The organism is Streptomyces sp. TRM68416 (assembly GCF_014596915.1).
Lineage (GTDB): Bacteria > Actinomycetota > Actinomycetes > Streptomycetales > Streptomycetaceae > Streptomyces.
In genome coordinates this window covers 16079-35923 of the sequence record NZ_JACVWU010000036.1, presented here as the reverse complement: position 1 = coordinate 35923, position 19845 = coordinate 16079, and the positions used below count along the sequence as shown (strand labels likewise).

Sequence of the window (19845 nt, the reverse complement as noted above, 5' to 3'; positions counted from 1 at the left end):
CCGGCCGGGGGAAGGTGTAATGTCCGCCCACTCCCGGCCGGAACCGCCTCAACGCGCGTACTTCTTCGCGATGTCCGCGATGAACTGACGCGACTGGTCCACGTTCAGCGCCTGGGCCCGGAGATGCTCGTACATCACGCTGTACTTCTGGACGTCGTTCGGCTTCTCCAGGTACAGGTCGCTGGTGACGCCCTCGATGTACACGACGCTGGAGTCGGCCGCGTCCGGGAACTCAAGGATCGCGTACTGGCCGTTTATCCCCGGGTGCGCACCCATGTCGAAGGGGATCACCTGCACCGTGACGTGCGGCAACTGGGACTGCTCGACCAGGTACTCCAGTTGGTCGCGCATGAGGGAAGGGCCGCCGACCACCCGGTGCAGCGCGGCCTCGTCCATCACGGTCCACAGCCGCAGCGGGTTCTCCTCGGTGGAGATTCGTTCCTGTCGGCGCATCCGCACCTGCACCCGCTTCTCGATCTCCGTCGGCGCGGTCTCCGGCAACGCCCCCGCGATGAGCGCCTCGGCGTACTGCGGGGTCTGCAACAGACCGGGGACGACCTGGGGATCGTAGACACGGAGGCTGGCCGCGTCCGTCTCCAGGCCGATGTACACGCTGTACGGGACATCCCCGAACGCATGCCACCAGCCCTGCTGGCGGGAGTCCTTGGCCATCTGCATCAGGGACTCGACGATCCGCTGGTCCTCGACCTCGTACACCCCGCACAGATCGCGGACGTCACGCTGGCTGATGCTGCGCCGCCCGTTCTCCAGGCGGCTGATCTTCGACTGCGACACCAGAAGCCGCTCGGCCACCTCTTCGGCCGTCATGCCCTTGACTTCGCGGAGGCGGCGCAACTCCTGGCCCAGTCGGCGGCGCCTGACAGTGGGATTGACATTGGACGCCACGGGACGTGCACCTCCGGCTGCGTGCTTCATCGACACTTTGCGTATCTGCTGTTGAGCAGACTGCCACCAAGGTGCTTACTACCGCTGGGAAACGGTGGATATGCGCTGCGTACACGACAGTTGGCCCGCGCCTGCCGCACGGCCGTCGGCACGGTCCTCGCCCCACCCCCCGACATGCGGCCGCGCGGGGCGGCGGGACCGTGTCGTCGTCCGGACACATACGGTCCCGCCGCCCCGCGCGGACCAGCGGCTCCCGACCGGGTCTTGGGGACTGCGGTGCGGCGCTCGGCGGTGCGGGTCTCTCTGTGTGCTGCCGTCGCGGACTCGGCTCAGTGGGCCACGACGCGCGCCATGGGTCCGCGGCGCGGTTGCATCGGAACGCCTCGGGCGGGTTCCGCTGCGGCCCTGCCTCCGGCGGCCGGCTGGCGGCCTGCGGGGGCGGGGCTGCGGCGCGGCTGGGCCGCCACGCCGTTCTGGACGTCCATCACGGCGTGCGCCACGAGGCCGCCCATGGGGTCGTGCCTGATCAGGTCCCGCAACCGGGAGCGCGAGGAACGGCCCTCGTTACCCGGGTACAGGTGCTTGCCGAGGCCGACCGCGTGCGCCAGGGCGGCGAGTGCCGCGGTCCGCGGGTCCGGCGGTACGCCGGTGCGGATCGCCGAATCCAGCCGTGACCTGATCTCGCGGCTGATGGCGGTGTCCGTCGCCTGGTAGCGAGTCGTCGGCAGCACCCCGCACATCTGACCCGGCACGGCGGCGACCATGCCGCACCGCTCCAGATGCGAGAGGTAGGTCTGGCGGAGCCCAAGGCGCGGCCCGCCGATCCAGTGGACAGCACGAACGGGAGCGCCACGCCTTCGCAGCAACTCCAGTGCGCAGTCCAATGTCGGATCTCCAGTCGGCCGTGGTGCCACCACGGCGATACGATCCCCGTCTGGGGCTATCCGTCCGGCCAGCGCCAGCTCCACTAGCTGTGCTCCGGCCAGACCGAGGTCGAGCGACTGCGGCTGTGCAGTGGTACCCGTGGCCGGGTCCAGTGCCAGCAGCAGAAGCTCCTCCGGAAGTGTTCTGCGGCTCCTGCCCATCCATGCCTCCCCGCGTGGATGAAAGACAGGGTGACCCCTCTCACATTGGTCTGTCGAGGGTGCGTGACCTGTTTGTAGTGGAACCAGTAGGTATGTCGTTCTCGTCTACCGGTTCGGTTTAGCCCTCACACAGGACACTGGTACATGGTTCGGACAGCGCTGCGGAGCAGTGTCCCGGGCGGCGGTTCACACGGTTCACGGTTTAGGAGGCATCGGTGGCGGGCGAGTCCCCCGACAGGTCGAAGCAGCGCGAGTCGTCGGCAGAACCGACGTCGGGGAGCGCGGGTCCGGTTCCCGAAGCGAGGGCCGAAAAGAACGATCCGCGCCTCGTGATGGCCCGCGGCGGCGTCGATACGGCAACCAGGATCCTGTCGGCGAGCGACCTGGCGGAGGCCCGCAGGGCGAACGCCACGGCGGAGCCGAGGGCTGCCGCGGAGCCGACGGGCGCGGAGGGGCCGGAGGACGCCGAGGAGGCGACCGCGGACACCGAGGACCCGAGGAACTCCGAGCAGCGGCCGGAGGCCCCTGAGCCGGAGTCGGCCGAGAAGCCGAAGGACGACACGGAACCGACCACGACCGAGGAATCCGAGGCACCCGAGGCATCGACGGACGCCGAGGAGGCGACCACCCCCGAGGGCGACAAGGACGGCGACGACCGTCTGCGCGCCGCCGTGGCCGCCTGGGTGACCTCCGGCGGCGAGAAGGCCCCTGGCGAGCCCGCTGAGGCGCGGGACGAGCCGGAGGATGACTCCGAGCCCGCCGAGACGCCCAGGACGCCCGACCGGGCCGCAACGACCGCGACCGACGACAAGGCCGACGTCAAGGCCGAGGACGAGGACCAGGCCGACGACGAGGCCGATGCCGACAACGCCCCCGAGGCGGCCGCAAAGCCGGACGCGACGGACGCAAAGCCGGACGCGACGGACGCGAAGTCCGACGCCAAACCCGAGGCCGCCGACGGCGAGGAAGCCCCCCAGGGGCCACCCGCACCCGACGACGAGAGCCGCACGGGTGGTGCGGGTGGGAACGACGACAAGGCCGAAGGCGAAGCCGAGGCCGCAGTCGACCACCCCACGACCACCTTCCGCGCCGTACGCCCGCCCGCCGTCGACCAGCCCACCAGCAAGTTCGTCGCGCTCAAGCCCGACATCCCGGCCAAGCAGGACCGGCCGACGCCCCCGGACGTCACCACCGCCGTCCCCCAGGTCGGCCCCGAGCGCACCACCCAGCAGCCGCTCCCGCCCAAGCCCCCGCTGGACCTCCTGGCCGAGCTGACGAACACGCCCCCGCCCCCGGACACCCCCGTCCGCACGGCGGTGCGACGCGTCAAGATCTGGACCCCCCTGGTCCTTCTCCTCGCGGTCGTGTTCGCGATCGTGCAGGCCGTACGCCCGCTCCCGACGCCCACCCTCGACCTGACCGCGAAGTCCTCGTACACCTTCGAAGGCGGCGAGGTCGACATCCCGTGGCCGACCTCCGGCCAGGCCGCCCTCGACGTCCAGGGCATCGGCAGCTTCGGCTCCTCCGGCGAGCAGAAGCCCGTACCGATCGCCAGTGTCGCCAAGGTCATGACCGCGTACGTGATCCTCCGCGACCACCCGCTCAAGAGCGGCGCCGAGGGCCCGAACCTCAAGATCGACCAGACGGCCGAGTCGGAGGCGACCGCGGAGGGCGAGTCGACCGTCCCGGTCACCGCGGGTGACGAGATCTCCCAGCGCGAGGCCCTGGAGAGCATCCTGATCGCGTCCGCGAACAATGTGGCGCGCCTGCTCGCCCGCTGGGACGCGGGCTCTGAGAAGGCGTTCGTGGAGAAGATGAACGCCGCCGCCGAGGACCTCGGCATGACGAACACGACGTACACCGACCCCTCGGGCCTGAACAACACCACGGTCAGCACGGCCGTGGACCAGATGAAGCTGGCCAAGGCCGCGATGGAGGACCCCGCCTTCCGCGAGATCGCGGCGATGATGTCGTACGACGACTACAAGGGCCGCAACCACGGCAACTGGAACCAGCTCGTCGGCAAGAACAACGTCGTCGGCATCAAGACCGGCACCACCACCTCCGCCCTCGGCAACCTCATGTTCGCCGCGAAGCAGGAGGTCGGCGGCGAGACGCGGACCATCGTCGGTGCCGTGCTGCGCCAGCCGGACGTCGGCGGCGGCATCCTCGCCGCCGCCCTCGACTCCGGCGACAAGCTGATGCGCGCCGCTCAGGACGCGCTGGAGTCGGCGACGCTGCTGAAGAAGGGCGATGTCGTCGGCTACGTCGACGACGGGCTCGGCGGCCGTACCGCGGTCGTGGCCACCAAGGACGTCAAGGCGGCCGGCTGGGCCGGGCTGAAGGTCGAGCTGGACTTCAAGGCCGGGGACGTACCGCACTCCGCGAAGGCCGGCACCAAGATCGGCACGCTCACCGTGGGCGACGGCGGCACGGCCGGCGCGGTGAAGGTGCCGGTGGCGCTGGAGACGGATCTCGTGGAGCCCGGCTTCACGGACAAGCTCACCCGCCTCGGCTGACCTGCCGGGTCACCGCAGCCCACCGACGGCGCACCCGCCCGGGAGCCCGTCGGCGGGCTGCGTGCTAGCGTCACGAAACAGGGCAGGCCGCCGCTCACCAGGCGCGGCCGGACAACCCTGGGGGACAGGGCCGAGAACACGCGGGAAACGGTACGCGGCCAGAACAGAAGACAGCACAGCACGGGAGTGCCTCAACGGTGGCCACTGCGGAGCCGACACGCGCCGACGACGCCGATCCGGGCCAGGGAACGGGCCCGCGAATACGCGTGCCCGCAGCGCCCACGAAGGACACGCAAGACGCGAGGGACACGCAGGACACGCAAGACGCGCAAGACGCGCAGGACACGCAGGACACGCAGGACGCGAACCGTCCGCGCGCCGAGGAGCGCCCCTCGCGCCCGAAGGCCGCCGTCCTCGCGCTGCGTGAGCGCCTCCTGCGCCACCCGGTCCTGTCGATCACCGGCCTGGCCGGGGTGCTGCACATCGTGTGGTTCTTCACCTTCGCCAACAGCGGCGGCGACCTCGCCGCCCAGGACGCGTGGGCGGAGTTCGTCGGCCGACACCCGGACTCGGCGTACAACCTGGCCTGGTACGGCGGCATGCACCCGGTGTCGTACAGCGTGGTGTCGCCGTATCTGATGTCCGTGCTGGGCGTCCGTACGACGATGATGATCGCCGGGACCGTCTCCGCCGGGCTGCTCACGCTGGTCCTCATCCGCAGCCGGTCCGTGCGCAACCCGCTGTGGGCCGCGCTGGCCGGGGTGTTCGCGCTGCTGTGCAACGCGGCCTCGGGCCGGGTCACCTACGGTCTGGGCACGGCGTTCGCGCTGGGCGCGGTCGCGGTCGTGTTCTGCTGGCCGTACAGGTGGCGCTACAAGCGGTGGGCGAAGGCGCTGTGCGCGGCGCCGCTGGCCGCGCTCGCCACCATGGCCTCGCCGGTCGCCGGGCTGTTCGTGGGTCTGGTGGCCGTGGCGATGTTCCTGCAGAAGCGGCGGCCGGGCGCCTGGGCGCTGGGGCTGGCGCCGACCGCGGTGGTGGCGGTGTCGGCCTGGCTGTTCCCGTTCTCGGGGACGCAGCCGATGACGGTCGCCTCGGTGCTGCTGCCGTTCGTCTCGGCGGTGCTGGTCCTCTTCCTCGTCCCCAAGGAGTGGACGACGGTCCGGCTGACCTCGGCGGTGTACGCGCTGTCGGTGCTGCTGGTGTGGCTGATCAGCTCGCAGATCGGCTCCAACATCACCCGGCTGTCGATGCTGTTCGCGGGGGTGGCGCTGGTGGCGGCGCTGCCGTTCTCGGTGCCGCGCTCGCGCAAGTGGTACGCGCTCGTGCTGTCCGTCATCGGATTCAATGTGTGGATCGGCGTGAAGTCGGTCATCGACGTCGTGCACACCACCCCCGCCGCGTCCTGGGCGCGTGAGCTGGCGCCGCTGGTCAACGAGCTCCAGGAGGTCGGCGCCGAGAAGGGCCGCGTGGAGGTCGTACCGGCCCGCTCCCACCGCGAGGCCTCCGCCCTCGCCCCGTACGTCAACCTGGCCCGCGGCTGGAACCGCCAGGCCGACATGGAGCGCAACCCGCTCTTCTACGACGACACCCTGAACTCGGCGAACTATCTGGAGTGGCTCAGGCGCTGGGCCGTGCACTACGTCGTGGTGCCCAAGGACCGGCCGGACGGGGACGGCGGCGAGCGCGAGCGGCAGCTGGTGCAGCGCGGGATGCCGTATCTGAAGCAGGTGTGGGGCGACGCGAACTGGCAGCTGTTCGAGGTGCTCGACCCGGCCCCGCTGGCCGAGCCGAACACGGTGGTGGAGCGGGCCGAGCAGGGCGAGTGGACGATGCGGGTGAGCAAGCCCGGCCGGATCCTCATCCGCATCCCCTACTCCCCCTGGCTGAGCATCGTCGACGACGAGGGCAAGAAGCTGGACCCGCCGCGGGAGACGGAGGCGTCCAAGGACCGCGCCGAAGGCGAGCCGAAGACGTACGACAACGTCCACGGCTGTCTGACGGAGACGGAGGAGGACGCGCTCGGCGACAAGTGGACGATGCTGGTCGCCCCGAAGGCGGGGACGTACCGGCTGGCGGCCCCGTACGACCTGCCGCGCGGCACGCCGTGCCCGGACGCCCTGAAGTGACCGCCCTCGGCGCCGGTCAGCGCAGCTGGTCCACGTACTTGTCCGTGCCGGGGACCGTCGGCACGAACGGCGCCACCAGCTCCACCCGCCCCAACCCCGATTCGGTGACCGCCTCCTCCAGGCCGGTGAAGTAGGGGTCCCAGCACTCCCTCGGGTCGGCCTCCAGGAACCACAGCAGGGTCAGCCGGGTCTCCACGCCCTCGACCTGCTTGACGTACGACATGCGGTCCAGGGGCAGGGGCGTCGGGCGGAAGACCGTCACCAGGGCGGCCGGGGAGCCCGCGAGGCGTTTGGGGAGGTGGCGCGAGCGCAGCCACTCCAGCAGCTCGGCGCGCCGCTCGGCCGACTCCGCGTCGATGACCTCCAGGACCAGGCCCGCGTACGGGTGGTCCAGGGCGTGGAAGTCCCTCGGGCCCGCCGCCCCGTCGCGGTACACGCTCGCCTCGTGGTCCTGGAACGCGGTGAAGACGTGGGTGCGGTCCTGGTAGACGCGGGCGTCGCGGTTGAGACGCTTGTTGATGGCGACGGTCCACTTCATGTGGTCGGCGTAGCGGCCGGCCGTGATCCAGTACGTGGAGAGGTAGCAGCCGGCGGTGACGGGCCGGGCGACCGCCGACTTCTCCGGGGTGCGCAGGAGTTGCAGGTCGCGGGTGGCGACCCAGCGGCGGCCTGCGTACATCCAGGGCATGGCCATCGCGCCGGCGTAGTAGTGGTCGTCCTCGTACCAGCGGTTGTAGGCGTACTCGTGGCCGGGATGCGGCTCGACCATGGTGATCAGGGCATGTCCCGGCCGGACTCCGTACGGCCCTACGGCGGCCAGCTCGGCGTACGTCTCGCTGCGGGTGTCGTCGCTCATGCGGTTCCCCTTTCCTGCGGTCACCCATACTCTGACGCTCCGTCAGATATCGCGCCAGAGCCTGTGAACCGGGAGGGGTCGGGATGTCAGTACTCACGGGAAGGACCGTCGTCGTGTCGGGAGTCGGCGCAGGGCTCGGCCACCAGGTCGCGGCGGCGGTCGTACGGGACGGGGGCAACGCGGTCCTCGGGGCGCGCACCGAGTCGAGCCTCGCCAAGAGCGCCGCCGAGATCGATCCGGACGGTGCGCACACCGCGTACCGGCCGACGGACATCACCGACGAGCAACAGTGCCTCGCGCTCGCCGAGTTGGCGCGGGAGCGCTTCGGCCGGATCGACGCCGTCGTCCATGTGGCGGCCTGGGACAGCTACTTCGGCGGCCTGGAGGACGCCGACTTCACAACCTGGCGCTCGGTGATCGACGTCAACCTGCTGGGCACCCTGCGGATGACCCGGGCGTGCCTGCCGGCGCTCAAGGTGCGCGGAGGCGCGGTGGTGTTCATCGGCACGCAGTCGGCGGTCGCGGCGCCCACGCAGGTACGCCAGGCGGCGTACGCGGCCTCCAAGGGGGCCCTGACCAGCGCGATGTACTCCCTGGCTCGAGAACTCGGCCCCCACCGCATCCGCGTCAACTCCGTCCTCCCGGGCTGGATGTGGGGGCCGCCGGTACAGGCCTACGTCCGGTTCACCGCGGAGACCGAGGGCGCGCCCGAGTCGGAGGTACTGAATCGGCTGACCGAGCGGATGGCGTTGCCGGAACTGGCGACGGACGCCGACGTGGCAAACGCGGCCGTCTTCCTCACCTCGGACCGGGCACGGGCGATCACGGGGCAGTCGCTGCTGGTGAACGCGGGGGAATTGATGCGGTGAACGGGAGTGGTAGAGCGTCTCAGGCCCTCGGGTAGCGGGCCAGCCAGCCCGGGGAGGAGCCGGTCGGGCCGTGCAGCGCCGGGCCCTGGGTCATCTCCATCGCGAAGTCGTCGGCGAGTTCCAGGATCGTGGGACGACCCTCCAGCTCGGCCAGCCAGGCCGGCGGGAGGGCCGTCTCGCCGTGCAGGGCACCGAGGAGACCGCCGGTCAGGGCGCCCGTCGCGCCGGAGGGGCCGTCGTGGTTCACGGAGAGGCAGAGACCGTGGCGGACGTCCTCCCCCACCAGGGCGCAGTACACGGCGACGGCCAGTACGCCCTGCGCGGCCCCGTCGCCGACGAGTTCCTCGATCCGGTCCGGCGTCGGCATGCCCTGTCGTACCGCGCCCAGCGCGTGCTGGAGGGCGCTCGACACCGGTTCGTGCCCCGGGCGGGCGGCGAGCAGCGCGAGGGTCCGCTGGACGGCCCCGTCCAGGCTCTCGCCGCAGGCCAGGCCGTGCACGATGACGGCGTACGCGCCCGCCGACAGGCAGGCTGCGGGGTGGCCGTGGGTCTGGGCCGCGCACTCGACGGCGAGCTGGGCGACCAGCTGCGGCTCCCAGCCGACGAGCAGACCGAAGGGCGCGGAACGGGCGGCGGCCTCGGGGCCCGCCTCGCCGGGGTTCTTCGGGGCTTCCAAGGTGCCCATGGTCTCGTCGCCGAGGCCGAGCAGCAGCGAACGGGCGGGATCGCGGCGGGCGTACAGCCACTCCTCCCGCGCGAGCCAGCCGTCGTCCTTGCGGCGCTCGTCCGGGCCCCAGTCCCGCTGGGTCGCGGCCCACCGCAGATACGCCCGGTGCAGATCGGTGGGCGGATGCCAGGCGCCGGTGTCCCGGCGGACCTGGGCGCGTATGAGCCCGTCGACGGTGAAGAGGGTGAGCTGGGTCAGGTGGGTCACGGCACCGCGACGCCCGTACCCGAGCCCGAGATCTACGAGGCCTTCGACGCCGTAGGCCTCCCGGATCCCGGCGAGGTCCAGCCCGTCGACCGGCGCCCCGAGCGCGTCCCCGACGGCGACGCCGAGCATGGTGCCGCGCACCCGGCTGCGGAAGTCCTGCTGCTCGGAACGGCCCCAGACGGCACCGGCTGTCGCCCCCACCAAGACCTCCCCGCGGACACCGTCCGTACGTACGACAGCTCAGCACTGTAATCGACCGGGAACGGTCGGTTCAGGGGCGGAAGGGTATGCGGGATGTGCGGTAAGTGGTCGGGAGTGATCCGGAGTGTTCGGGTTTCAGCCTTGGCTACGCCACGTGCCGCTCGGGTGTCCCGCTTGTGCGGGCCACCCGGCAGTCGCGGCATCTGCCCGGTTCCTCGGAGCGGAAGGCACGGTCACGGGTCTGCGCGATCCGGCGCAACTTCCGCCCACACCGTCTTGCAGGGCAGTGGCGCCCGGTCCACGCCCCAGCGGTCCGCGTACGCCATGACCAGACGGAGTCCGCGCCCGGACTCCGCCTCCTCGGCAACCAGGTCGGGGATGCGCGGGATCCGGTCGCCCCGGGGGTCGGTCACCTCAATACGGAGGGCACCGGCCGCGTCCAGCCTCAGCGTCAGGCGGAAGTCACGGCCCGGGACGCGGCCGTGCAGCACGGCGTTCGCGGCGAGTTCGGCCACGATGTGCTCCGCGGGCTCGGACGGGCGCCCCCAGTCGGCGAGTTGACGCTCGGTGAGCAGCCGGGCGAGTCGAGCACCTCTTCGAGTTGCGGACAACTGAACCATGAAGAGGTGCGCAGGGAGGGTTACTTGGGGAAGGGATTCCTGGTTCACGCGACTCAGCGTGCTCGTCCGTTCCTACGCTGAACAGCAACGACTCCGGTACGGAACGTGACTGTCCGGCGGGGAGCCGGGGCCGTACGGCTTGTACGTCGGGAGGGGAAGACGTGGAGGACGAGGAGGCTGCGGCCGTACTCAGGGCGGTCGGGCGGCAGATCAAGGCCTGGCGGGAGGCTGCCGGGTGGACTCAGCCGGAACTCGGGGACGCCATCGGGTACGGCGGAGAGATGGTTTCGTCGGTGGAGCGGGGGCGGAGGGTCCCCAAGCCTGACTTTCTGACCAAGGCCGATGAGGCGCTGGGGGCGGGCGGGAAGATCGCCGCGATGACGAAGGACGTGGAGGAGGCCCGGTATCCGAAGAAGGTGCGGGATCTGGCGAAGCTGGAGGAGGAGGCCGTCGAGCTGGGGGCCTACGCCAGCCACCACATCCACGGCCTCCTGCAAACACCGGAGTACACACGGGCGTTGTACGCGATGCGGCGGCCTCCATACCCCGAGGACGAGATGGACCGCCTCGTCGCCGCACGCATGGCTCGAAAGGCCATCTTCGACCGCACCCCTCGCCCGCAGATCACCTTCGTCCAGGAGGAGGTGACACTTAGGCGGCCGATCGGAGGCAGGGTGGTGCTGCGGCGACAGCTCGAACACCTATTGGACATCGGTAGATTGCGGCACGCTGTGATTCAGGTGATGCCCACAGACTGTGAGGACCACGCAGGCATGGGCGGCTCTCTTCAGCTGATGAAACTCAGGGACGGCAAGACTCTGGGGCACCTGGAGGTCCAGTTCCTCAGCCGACTGATCAGTGATCCGCGGGAGGCCCAGACCCTGGAGATCAACTATGGAATGATCCGCGCGCAGGCGCTCACGCCCCAAGAATCGTTGGCCTTCATCGAGAAAGTACTGGAGTGGGAGACATGACTGCCCTTACGTGGTTCAAGAGCAGCTACAGCAGCAATGAAGGTCCCGAGTGCGTCGAAGTCGCCATATCCCCCACCGCACTGACGGTCCACGTACGCGACTCCAAGAACCCCACAGATCCACACCTCACCCTCGCCGCAACAACTTGGTCCGCCTTCCTCACGCACCTGACGAAGTGACCGTTGGGCCGCCCGCTTCTTGGCCAGTGTCGCGCTTCCGCGAGCCGAGTAAAGGGCGCTACGCGTCGCCTTCGGCGATGGGCCTACGGCCCACCCTTGACTCGGCCCGCTCCAGCACGTGAGAGAAGCGAGCGAGCGGCCCGGAGAGAGCGGGTGGCCAGACCGGCGTGCACCCTCGGGTGGCTTGCGGGGCAGGCGGGGTGGAGGGGCGCGGTCGCACCTCGCCAGCACGCCGGGTGGGCTTAGCGGCGAGCGGTAGGGGGGTGGGGCGCAGCAGGGGGGCGGGGGCACGCCGGGCCAGCTCAGCGACAAACGGCCGGTGGTGTGGTGCAAGGGGCGAGGCGATCCGGAAGCCACTTCCTTCGTCACACCAGACCCACAGGCCACTTGGCAGCCGGTGATTGGCAGATCTGGGCCACTCTCAGAGCTACTGACCTGCTGCTGACCTGCCTTCTTGGGGCCTTCGACTGGCCCAGATCTGCCAATTACGGCTGGTCCTGTGACTGAGGAAGCCCATGAGACCCATGAGGCCGACCAGGCACCACCCGCCGCCAGCCCTCCCCCGCCACCATTCGCGACCGCGCCCCACTCACAGGCCGAGGCCGCCAGCGCCACCCGGCGTGCCGCCACCTGGCGCGCCCCACCCACTCACAGCTCCCCGCCAAGCCCGCCCGGCGTCCCGCCACCCCGCCGACGCGCACCACCACCCACCGCTCCCCGCCAAGCCCACCCGGCGTCCCGCCACCCCGCCGACGCGCACCACCACCCACCGCTCGCCGCTGAACCGGCCCGGCGTGCAGGCGAGGCGCGACCGCGCCCACCCACCAACCGTTCGCCGCCAAGCCCATCCGGCGTGCTGGCGAGGCGCGACCGCGCCCCCACCCCGCCTGACCTCGCAACCGGCCTCGGGGCGCACCCCGGCCGGCCACCCGCTCTCCCCGGGCCGCCCGCACGCTTCACCCACGTGCTGGAGCGAGCCGAGTCAAGGGTGGGCCGCAGGCCCATCGCCGAAGGCGACGCGCAGCGCCCTTTACTCGGGTCGCGGAAGCACGACACTGACCCAGAAGCGGGCGGCCCACACCGAGACACGGCACCCCCGCAATAGAGGTCGACCCAGTGGTGCCTCGCCTCATGGCGTGGCGTCGGCTGACAGGCAGGCGGCGTTTTCTTCGTCGGTGGAGGCCATCGTGTGGGCGCCCAGGGTGCGGTGGACGGCGGCTCGCTGGAGTAGGGCCCATACGTAGGAGGGGTTCCGGCTCAGTGCGGTGTTCAGGTCCGTCAGCGCTTCCTCGGGGCGGCCGAGGGCGGCCAGTGTGGCGCCTCGGCTGGCGCGGGCCGAGACGTACTCGGGGGCCAGGGTCAGGGCTCGGTCGAGGTCGGCCAGGGATTCGTCGTGGCGGCCGATTGCCCGTAGCGCGTCGCCGCGTTCGCACAGGCCCCAGGCCCAGTCGGGGTCGACGGCGAGGGCTCGGTCCAGGTCGGCCAGTTGGCGGTCCGGGGCGCCCAGGGCGCGCCAGACGCGGGCCCGGCGGGCGAGGGCCCACGGGTAGTCCGGGTTGAGTTCGAGGGCACGGTTCAGGTCGAGGAGGGCCGCGTCCGGGTCTCCGTGGCGCAGGTGTGCCGCGCCACGGGAGGCCCAGGCGAAGTCGAGGGTCGGGTCGAGGTCGAGGGCCCTGCCCAAGTCCCGGACCGTCTCCTCGTAGCGGCCCTGAATGCGGTGGTATTCGCCCCGGATCGCACACCACAGGGCGTTGCCCGGTTCCAGCGCGAGTGCCCGGTCCAGGTCGGCGACGGCCGCGTCGTAGTCGTCCAGCCGTGCGTGGGTCTCGGCCCGGCCCTGGTAGGCGCGGGCCAGGCCGGGGTCCAGGGAGACGGCGCGGTCGAACTCGGCCAGCGCTTCCCCGTGGGCGCCCGTGTCCCGCAGGGCGTTGCCCCGTACCGTCCGGGCGTGGGCCTGCCCCGGTACGTCGAGCACGGCGCCGCGCAGGAGGTGGGCGAGGGCCGCCGGTATGCCGCCGTCGGCCAGCGCGGCCGTCAGGTCGCTGCCCCAGCGGCCCGCGTCCCGGGCGTCGGCGTCCTGTCCGGCGTCCACGAGCGCCCGGGCCCAGCGCACGGCGGCGGTCTCCCCGGCGTCACAGGCGGCCACGAAGTCCCGCAGCGCCGCCGGAAGGGCGTCCCGCTCCCCGGCGCACAGCAGGTGGTAGGTCTCCGCCAGCCGCAGTTCCTGCCATGCCTCGTCCTGCCACAGCTCCCGCCCTTCCCGGTCCCCCCACCCGGCCTCCGCCTCCCCCAGCCACCGCCCGAACACCCCCGCCAACCGCCGCTGCCGCTCCGCCCACCCCCGGGGCGAACGTCGGCGTTGCAGCCGCAGCATCGGCGCCCGTACGACGTCGTGGTACTGCGCCCACTCCCCCCGCTCGCTGACGAAGGGCAACCCCCTCAGCCACTCGTACAGCACGTCATCGCCCGCGTCCTCCACCACCGCCCGGAACACGTCCGCGTCCAGTCGGCGGGGCAGGGCGCAGGCCAGGGCGACGGCGCGGCGGACGGGGTCCCGCTCCCACTTGAGGAAGTGCTCGACGGCGGAGGCGCTGGGGTCACCCACGTCCTGCGGATCGGCGGGCCGGGCCTCGGCCAGGGTCGAGACCAGTACCGGGAGTCCGCCCGTGAGGCGCAGCACCTCCTCGACGACGGGCTCGGCCACCACGCCCCGGGCCGCGAGCAGTCCCCTCGACTCCTCCTCCGTGAACGGCGTGAGGGGCATCTGGGTGAGGAAGTCGGCGAAGCCGCCCCAGCGGGCGGGGTCGAGGGGGCGCTGTCCGGAGGTCACCACGACGACGGTGGCCGGGAGGGTGCCGTGACGCTCGGTCGTCATCACCTCGTGCAGCCAGCCGTCGAGGAACGGCCCCGTCCGCTCGTACGTGTCGAAGAACAGGACGATCCAGGGGACGGCCGATGCCGCCTGCGTCAGTTCGTCGAGCAGCACCGGGGTGAGGACCCGCTCCGGTGCCAGGACCAGTTGTACGTCCTCCTGACTGCGCAGGCGGGCGCTCACCCCGGCCCGCAGCCGGTCGGCGCCCTGGGCGAGCCGGTCGGCGTCGAGGGCGCCGGCGAAGGGGCCGACCACCGGGACCATGCCCAGGCCCGCGAGTCCGGCGCGGGTCAACGTCAGGCTCGTCGCCGAGGGTTCCTCGGGGGCGAGGGCCGCGGCCGCCGCCTCGGCCTCGTGCCGTCGCTCGCGGTGCGCGGCCAGCAGACGGTCCAGCTCCTTGAACCGCCGCCCTCGGTCCCGGAACTGACGGCTAATCAGCTCCATGGTTTCGGGCAGGCTGTCCACCGTCTCGTCCACGTAGGCCGTGAACGCGCCCCGTTCCCGGGCGAGCTGCTCCAACTCCCGTACCAGGAACGTCTTCCCAACCCCCGCGTTGCCGTGCACGTGGAAGAGGAAGCGATGCCGTTCGTCCTCGGGCGGGAGGTCCAAGTTCTGCCGGAACGCCGCCCGTTCGGCGATGCGCCCCACGAAGCCGGCGCGCCTGCGCTGCCGAATCAGCTCCTGCATCGTCAACCGCGCCTCTGCCATGCCTCATTCTGGCTCGATCACCGTGGATCACGGCACCCCGCCCGGGGGAGGATGGCCCTCATGGCATCGACACCCCCACGCAGCGCTCTCCGCCTCACCGCCCTCCTCCTCACCGCGTCCGTCGCGCTCTACATGGCTCTCGTGGCCTTCGGGAACATCACGGACTTCGGGACGAACCAGCAGTTCGTGCGGCACGTGCTGGCGATGGACACGACGTTCAAGGACGACGACCTGATGTGGCGGGCCGTCACCAGCAAGGGACTTCAGGATGCGGCGTACGTCGCGATCATCGTCTGGGAGACCCTCGCCGCCCTCGTGCTGATCTACGGCAGCTGGCTCTGGGCCCGTCACGACACGGCCCGCGCCCGCCGGGTCTCCACGTACGGCCTGCTCATGGTGATGCTGCTGTTCGGCGCCGGGTTCATCGCGATCGGCGGTGAGTGGTTCGCGATGTGGCAGTCCGGGGACTGGAACGGGCTGGACGCGGCGACGCGGGTGTTCGTGTTCAGCGGGATCGTGCTGCTGGTGAACCACCTGCCGGGCACGGCCGAGTCCTAATCGACGGAGGAGCCGTCCGAGCTGCTGCCGCTCCGGTTCGACCCCTTGTTGGACTTCACCAGCGCCGCCACCACCTCGCCCGCGCCCCGCGTCACGGCTGCCGCCCCGCGTGCCCAGCGCGGGGCGGTGCCCCGGCTCGCCCAGACGACGCAGACGCAGCCGCCGACGACCAGCGCCAGCAGTACGGAAAGGATCAGCACGCCCACGTTTTGGTTACCCCCGCTGTCTACTCGACGACCGCGACGGTCGTCCCCGCCGACCCGAACGTCCACAGCGCCGACCCGTCCGCCGTCGTCATCCGGATGCCGCCGGTCCGGGCCCCGTCGGCGGGCGGGGGCGAGGAGCCGTCCACGGCGTTGGAGAACGCGACGTTCACGCCGGACTTCACCGCGAAGTACACCACGTGTTCGATCCGCACGCCGTCGGACCCGGTGATCGGGTCCTCGGTCCGGGTGCCGACCGTGTACGTGCCGGGGTCGGGGTCGACCGTCCCGGGCCACACTGCGAAGGTGCGGCGGGGGGAGTCGCTCGCGTCCACCAGCCAGACCCGGTCCTGGCCGAGCGAGTAGACGATCCGGCGGCCCGCGCCCGAGCCGTCCGGTACGGCGGCCGGGGCGGCGGACTCCGTGGGCTGGGGCTCGGGGCCGGTGGTGGCGGAGGCGCTCGGGCGGGCGGCAGCGGCGGCGGGCTTGTCGCCCCGGTCCGCCTGTACGGCGAGGGCGGCGACCACGGCTATCGCTCCCACCGTCAGACCGGTCACCCAGACCTTCGAGGCAGGCACGGCACGCATCTCCTCAGCTCACCGACAGGGTCCGATCATCGTACTGCTGTGCGCAGGCCCTCTCGGTCCGGCACCGTGCACGGGCCCTCTCGGCCGGCACCGCGTGCGGCCCCCTCCGCCCGGCACCGCGCGCGGCCCCCTCAGTCCAGCACCGGCAGCAGCTCCGGCAAGTGCCCGTCGGAGGCCGTCGCCGCCCGCTGCCGTTCCTCGGGGACCTCGCCGTACAGGGTCGTGCGGGGTTTCGCCGGGCGGCCCGCCGCGTCCGCCACCGCGATCAGGTCCTTCACCGACTTGTAGGAGCCGTAGGAGGAGCCCGCCATGCGGGAGATCGTCTCCTCCATCAGGGTGCCGCCCAGGTCGTTGGCGCCGGAGCGGAGCATCTCCGCGGCACCCTCGGTGCCCAGTTTCACCCAGCTTGTCTGGATGTTCGGGATCCACGGGTGGAGCAGGAGCCGGGCCATGGCCGTCACCGCCCGGTTGTCCCGGACGGTCGGGCCGGGGCGCGCGATGCCCGCCAGGTACACCGGTGCGTTGGTGTGGATGAACGGCAGGGTCACGAACTCCGTGAAGCCGCCCGTCCGCTGCTGGATGCCCGCCAGCGTGCGCAGGTGGCCGAGCCAGTGCCGGGGCTGGTCGACATGGCCGTACATCATCGTCGACGACGAGCGTATGCCCAGCTCGTGGGCGGTGGTGATCACTTCGATCCAGGTGGCCGTGGGCAGTTTGCCCTTGGTGAGGATCCAGCGGACCTCGTCGTCGAGGATCTCGGCGGCGGTGCCGGGGATCGAGTCGAGGCCCGCCTCCTTCGCGACCGTCAGCCACTCGCGGATCGAAAGGCCGGTCCGCGTCGCGCCGTTCACGACCTCCATGGGCGAGAAGGCGTGGACATGCATCCCCGGCACGCGCTCCTTCACCGCCCGCGCGATGTCGAAGTACGCCGTCCCGGGCAGGTCCGGATGGATGCCGCCCTGCATGCAGACCTCCACCGCGCCCACCTCCCAGGCCTGTTGGGCGCGGTCGGCGACCTGGTCCAGGGAGAGCGTGTACGCGTCCGCGTCCGTCCGGCGCTGGGCGAAGGCGCAGAAGCGGCAGCCGGTGTAGCAGACGTTGGTGAAGTTGATGTTCCGCGTGACGATGTACGTCACGTCCTCGCCGACGGCTGCCTTGCGGACGTCGTCCGCGATCCGGCACAGGGCGTCGAGCGCGGCCCCGTCCGCGTGCAGCAGGGCCAGCGCCTCCTCGTCCGTCAGCTTCGTCGGATCGTCGGCCGCCGTCGCCAGCGCCGCCCGTACGTCGGTGTCGATGCGCTCCGGCGCCATGCCCGGCGCCGCCGCCTCGCGCAGGGCGCCCCAGTCGCCGTAGACCTCGTCGAAGTCGTCGCGGCGGTCGGAGGTGCGGCCCTCGGTGTCGATGGTGGCGTGCAGGTCGGTGCGGCCGCTCGCCTCGAAGGCCTCCTCCGGTTCCTGCCAGGGCCGGCCCTCGACGGCCGCGTCCGGCAGGGCGAGGCCCGTGGCCGGGTCGGCCAGCGCCGCCACGTGCGGGCGCAGCCGCGGGTCCAGCCAGGGCTCGCCCCGGCGGACGAACTCCGGGTACACGCACAGCCGTTCGCGCAGCTCGAACCCGGCGGCGGACGAGCGCCGGGTCAGCTCCTCGATCTGCGGCCAGGGGCGCTCGGGGTTCACGTGGTCGATGGTCAGCGGGGACACCCCGCCCCAGTCGTCGATCCCGGCGCCGATGAGACGCTCGTACTCGCCCTCGACGAGGTTCGGCGGGGCCTGGATGCAGCCGCTGGGGCCCATGACGAGGCGGGCGACGGCCACGGCGGCGACCAGTTCGTCGAGTTCGGCGTCGGGCATGCCGCGCATCGCCGTGTCCGGCTTGGCGCGGAAGTTCTGGATGATCAGTTCCTGGATGCCGTGGTACGCCCGCGCGATCTTCCGCAGCCCGAACAGCGACTCCGCCCGCTCCTCGTAGGTCTCGCCGATCCCGATCAGGATCCCGGAGGTGAAGGGGACCGACGAACGGCCCGCGTCCTCCAGCACCCGCAGCCGTACGGCGGGTTCCTTGTCCGGGGAGCCGTGGTGCGGGCCGCCCGGCTCGGACCAGAGCCGGGTCGCGGTCGTCTCCAGCATCATGCCCATGGAGGGGGCGACCGGCTTCAGGCGCTGGAAGTCCGTCCACGACATCACGCCCGGGTTCAGGTGCGGCAGGAGCCCGGTCTCCTCCAGGATGCGGATCGAGATCGCCCGGACGTAGGCGATGGTGTCGTCGTAGCCGTGCGCGTCGAGCCATTCGCGCGCCTCGGGCCAGCGGTCCTCGGGCTTGTCGCCGAGGGTGATCAGGGCTTCCTTGCAGCCGAGGGCGGCGCCCTTGCGGGCGATGTCGAGGACCTCGTCGGGGGACATGAACATGCCGTGACCGGCCCGGCGCAGCTTGCCCGGCACGGTGACGAACGTGCAGTAGTGGCACTTGTCCCGGCACAGCCGGGTGAGGGGGATGAAGACGCTCTTCGAGTACGTGATGACGCCCGGCCGGCCTGCCGCCTCCAGGCCCGCGTCCCGCACCCGGGCGGCCGACGCGGCGAGGTCGTCGAGCGCCTCGCCGCGGGCCTGGAGCAGGACGGCCGCCTCGGCGACGTCGAGCGCGACGCCGTCCCGGGCGCGTTTGAGGGCGCGACGCATGGAGTTCTCGGTCGGGCCGGTTCCGGGGGTCGCGGAAGTCGTCATCCTTCGAGCATACGAGCGGCTTGATCAGTACGGACAAGCGCTGCCCGGTTCTTCTCCGGCCGCCGGGCGTTGCAGCGTGTCACTGGAAGCGGGCGTAGTCGTCGAGTACGCGAAGCACCTCCGCCTCCCCCGCCGCGGGCAGCTGCACCACGATCTCCTCGATGCCGAGATCCGCGTAGTGCGCCAGCTTGCCGGGCGTGGGCTGGACGGCGTACGGGACGATCTGGAGGGCGTCCGGTGCCCGGCCCGCCTCCGCCCACGCGGCACGCAGCACCGGCAGCGACTCCGACAGGCCCCGCCCGCCGATCGGCAGCCAGCCGTCGGCGTACGCGCAGATGTGGGCGAACAGCTTCGGCCCTGCGGCCCCGCCGACCAGGGTGCGCGGACCGTTGACCGGGCCCCGCGGCTTCTGCACCGGCTTCGGGTACGCGTACGAGGCACGCACCGACCCGAACTCCCCCTCGTACGCGGCAGGTTCCTGCGCCCAGAGTGCTCGCATCAGCGCCATCCGGTCCCGGACGAGTTCGCGCCGCGTGCGCCACTCCACGCCGTGGTCGGCTGCCTCCTCCACGTTCCAGCCGAAGCCGACGCCGAGGGTGAAGCGGCCGTGGGAGAGGTGGTCGAGGGTGGCGATCTGCTTGGCGAGGTCGATCGGGTCGTGCTGTGCGACCAGCGTGATGCCGGTGCCGAGGCCGAGCCGCTCGGTGACCGCGGCGGCCTGGCCGAGGGCGACGAAGGGGTCGAGGGTGCGGGCGTACTCGGGCGGCAGCTCGCCGCCCGCCGGGTACGGGCTGGTCCGCTCGACGGGGATGTGGGTGTGTTCGGGCAGGTAGAGCCCGGCGAACCCGCGCTGCTCCAGTTCGCGGGCGAGCCGGGTGGGGGTGATCGTCTCGTCGGTGAGGAAGATCGTGGCAGCGATACGCATGTCCGC

16 protein-coding genes are annotated in these 19845 nt (G+C 71.6%); 6 read left to right on the top strand and 10 right to left on the bottom strand.

The window, feature by feature from the left end; genetic code table 11:
• Positions 1–48 precede the first annotated feature (48 nt).
• Together ICC28_RS37305 and ICC28_RS37300 are read right to left on the bottom strand one after the other, a co-directional pair.
• The gene (locus ICC28_RS37305) at positions 49–906 is read right to left on the bottom strand and encodes a helix-turn-helix domain-containing protein (protein WP_188293292.1); all 858 of its coding nucleotides are present in this window, start codon (positions 904–906) and stop codon (positions 49–51) included.
• Between the two features lie 329 nt (positions 907–1235).
• Positions 1236–1991: a GOLPH3/VPS74 family protein gene (locus ICC28_RS37300; protein WP_188293291.1), complete on the bottom strand. Its 756-nt coding sequence runs from the start codon at positions 1989–1991 to the stop codon at positions 1236–1238.
• 329 nt (positions 1992–2320) lie between these two features.
• Here ICC28_RS37300 and ICC28_RS37295 point away from each other — a divergent pair, with 329 nt between their 5' ends.
• Entirely contained in the window at positions 2321–4510 is a 2190-nt protein-coding gene (locus ICC28_RS37295) for a D-alanyl-D-alanine carboxypeptidase (protein WP_411158641.1), read from the top strand.
• Positions 4511–4707: 197 nt separating this feature from the next.
• A complete protein-coding gene (locus ICC28_RS37290; protein ID WP_188293289.1) occupies positions 4708–6636 on the top strand; it encodes an MFS transporter in 1929 nt (642 codons plus the stop codon).
• A gap of 16 nt (positions 6637–6652) precedes the next feature.
• Here the strand turns inward: ICC28_RS37290 and ICC28_RS37285 are convergent, their stop codons facing one another.
• A complete protein-coding gene (locus ICC28_RS37285) occupies positions 6653–7492 on the bottom strand; it encodes a hypothetical protein (RefSeq protein WP_188293288.1) in 840 nt (279 codons plus the stop codon).
• Between the two features lie 83 nt (positions 7493–7575).
• Between ICC28_RS37285 and ICC28_RS37280 the strand changes: the two genes are divergently transcribed.
• Positions 7576–8361, top strand: coding sequence for an SDR family oxidoreductase (locus tag ICC28_RS37280; RefSeq protein WP_188293287.1), 786 nt, complete (start codon positions 7576–7578; stop codon positions 8359–8361).
• 19 nt (positions 8362–8380) lie between these two features.
• On the opposite strand, the gene ICC28_RS37275 is transcribed toward ICC28_RS37280, so the two are convergent.
• Positions 8381–9496 carry an ADP-ribosylglycohydrolase family protein gene (locus tag ICC28_RS37275; RefSeq protein ID WP_188293286.1) on the bottom strand — a complete coding sequence of 372 codons (1116 nt, stop codon included), beginning with the start codon at positions 9494–9496 and terminating at the stop codon, positions 8381–8383.
• Positions 9497–9729: 233 nt separating this feature from the next.
• Positions 9730–10116 (bottom strand): ATP-binding protein, encoded by a 387-nt coding sequence (locus tag ICC28_RS37270; protein WP_188293337.1) that lies wholly within the window; start codon positions 10114–10116, stop codon positions 9730–9732.
• Positions 10117–10277: 161 nt separating this feature from the next.
• Between ICC28_RS37270 and ICC28_RS37265 the strand changes: the two genes are divergently transcribed.
• The gene (locus ICC28_RS37265; RefSeq protein ID WP_188293285.1) at positions 10278–11090 is read left to right on the top strand and encodes a helix-turn-helix domain-containing protein; all 813 of its coding nucleotides are present in this window, start codon (positions 10278–10280) and stop codon (positions 11088–11090) included.
• Positions 11087–11269: a DUF397 domain-containing protein gene (locus ICC28_RS37260; RefSeq protein ID WP_188293284.1), complete on the top strand. Its 183-nt coding sequence runs from the start codon at positions 11087–11089 to the stop codon at positions 11267–11269. The genes ICC28_RS37265 and ICC28_RS37260 overlap by 4 nt, the downstream gene beginning before the upstream one ends.
• A gap of 1129 nt (positions 11270–12398) precedes the next feature.
• On the opposite strand, the gene ICC28_RS37255 is transcribed toward ICC28_RS37260, so the two are convergent.
• Positions 12399–14828, bottom strand: a complete 2430-nt coding sequence (locus ICC28_RS37255) for a tetratricopeptide repeat protein (protein ID WP_223190515.1) — start codon at positions 14826–14828, stop codon at positions 12399–12401.
• An 81-nt stretch (positions 14829–14909) separates the two neighbouring features.
• On the opposite strand from ICC28_RS37255, the gene ICC28_RS37250 reads away from it, so the two are divergent.
• Positions 14910–15407 carry a DUF2165 domain-containing protein gene (locus ICC28_RS37250; RefSeq protein ID WP_188293282.1) on the top strand — a complete coding sequence of 166 codons (498 nt, stop codon included), beginning with the start codon at positions 14910–14912 and terminating at the stop codon, positions 15405–15407.
• Here the strand turns inward: ICC28_RS37250 and ICC28_RS37245 are convergent.
• The 4 genes from ICC28_RS37245 to ICC28_RS37230 form a co-directional block, all read right to left on the bottom strand.
• Positions 15404–15613 carry a hypothetical protein gene (locus ICC28_RS37245; RefSeq protein ID WP_188293281.1) on the bottom strand — a complete coding sequence of 70 codons (210 nt, stop codon included), beginning with the start codon at positions 15611–15613 and terminating at the stop codon, positions 15404–15406. The two genes, ICC28_RS37250 and ICC28_RS37245, sit on opposite strands and share 4 nt — an antisense overlap.
• Positions 15614–15633: 20 nt before the next feature.
• A complete protein-coding gene (locus ICC28_RS37240) occupies positions 15634–16197 on the bottom strand; it encodes a hypothetical protein (protein ID WP_188293280.1) in 564 nt (187 codons plus the stop codon).
• A 131-nt stretch (positions 16198–16328) separates the two neighbouring features.
• Positions 16329–18914 carry a bifunctional FO biosynthesis protein CofGH gene (locus ICC28_RS37235; RefSeq protein ID WP_188293279.1) on the bottom strand — a complete coding sequence of 862 codons (2586 nt, stop codon included), beginning with the start codon at positions 18912–18914 and terminating at the stop codon, positions 16329–16331.
• A 79-nt stretch (positions 18915–18993) separates the two neighbouring features.
• Positions 18994–19839 carry an LLM class F420-dependent oxidoreductase gene (locus tag ICC28_RS37230; protein ID WP_188293278.1) on the bottom strand — a complete coding sequence of 282 codons (846 nt, stop codon included), beginning with the start codon at positions 19837–19839 and terminating at the stop codon, positions 18994–18996.
• Between the last annotated feature and the right edge of the window lie 6 nt (positions 19840–19845).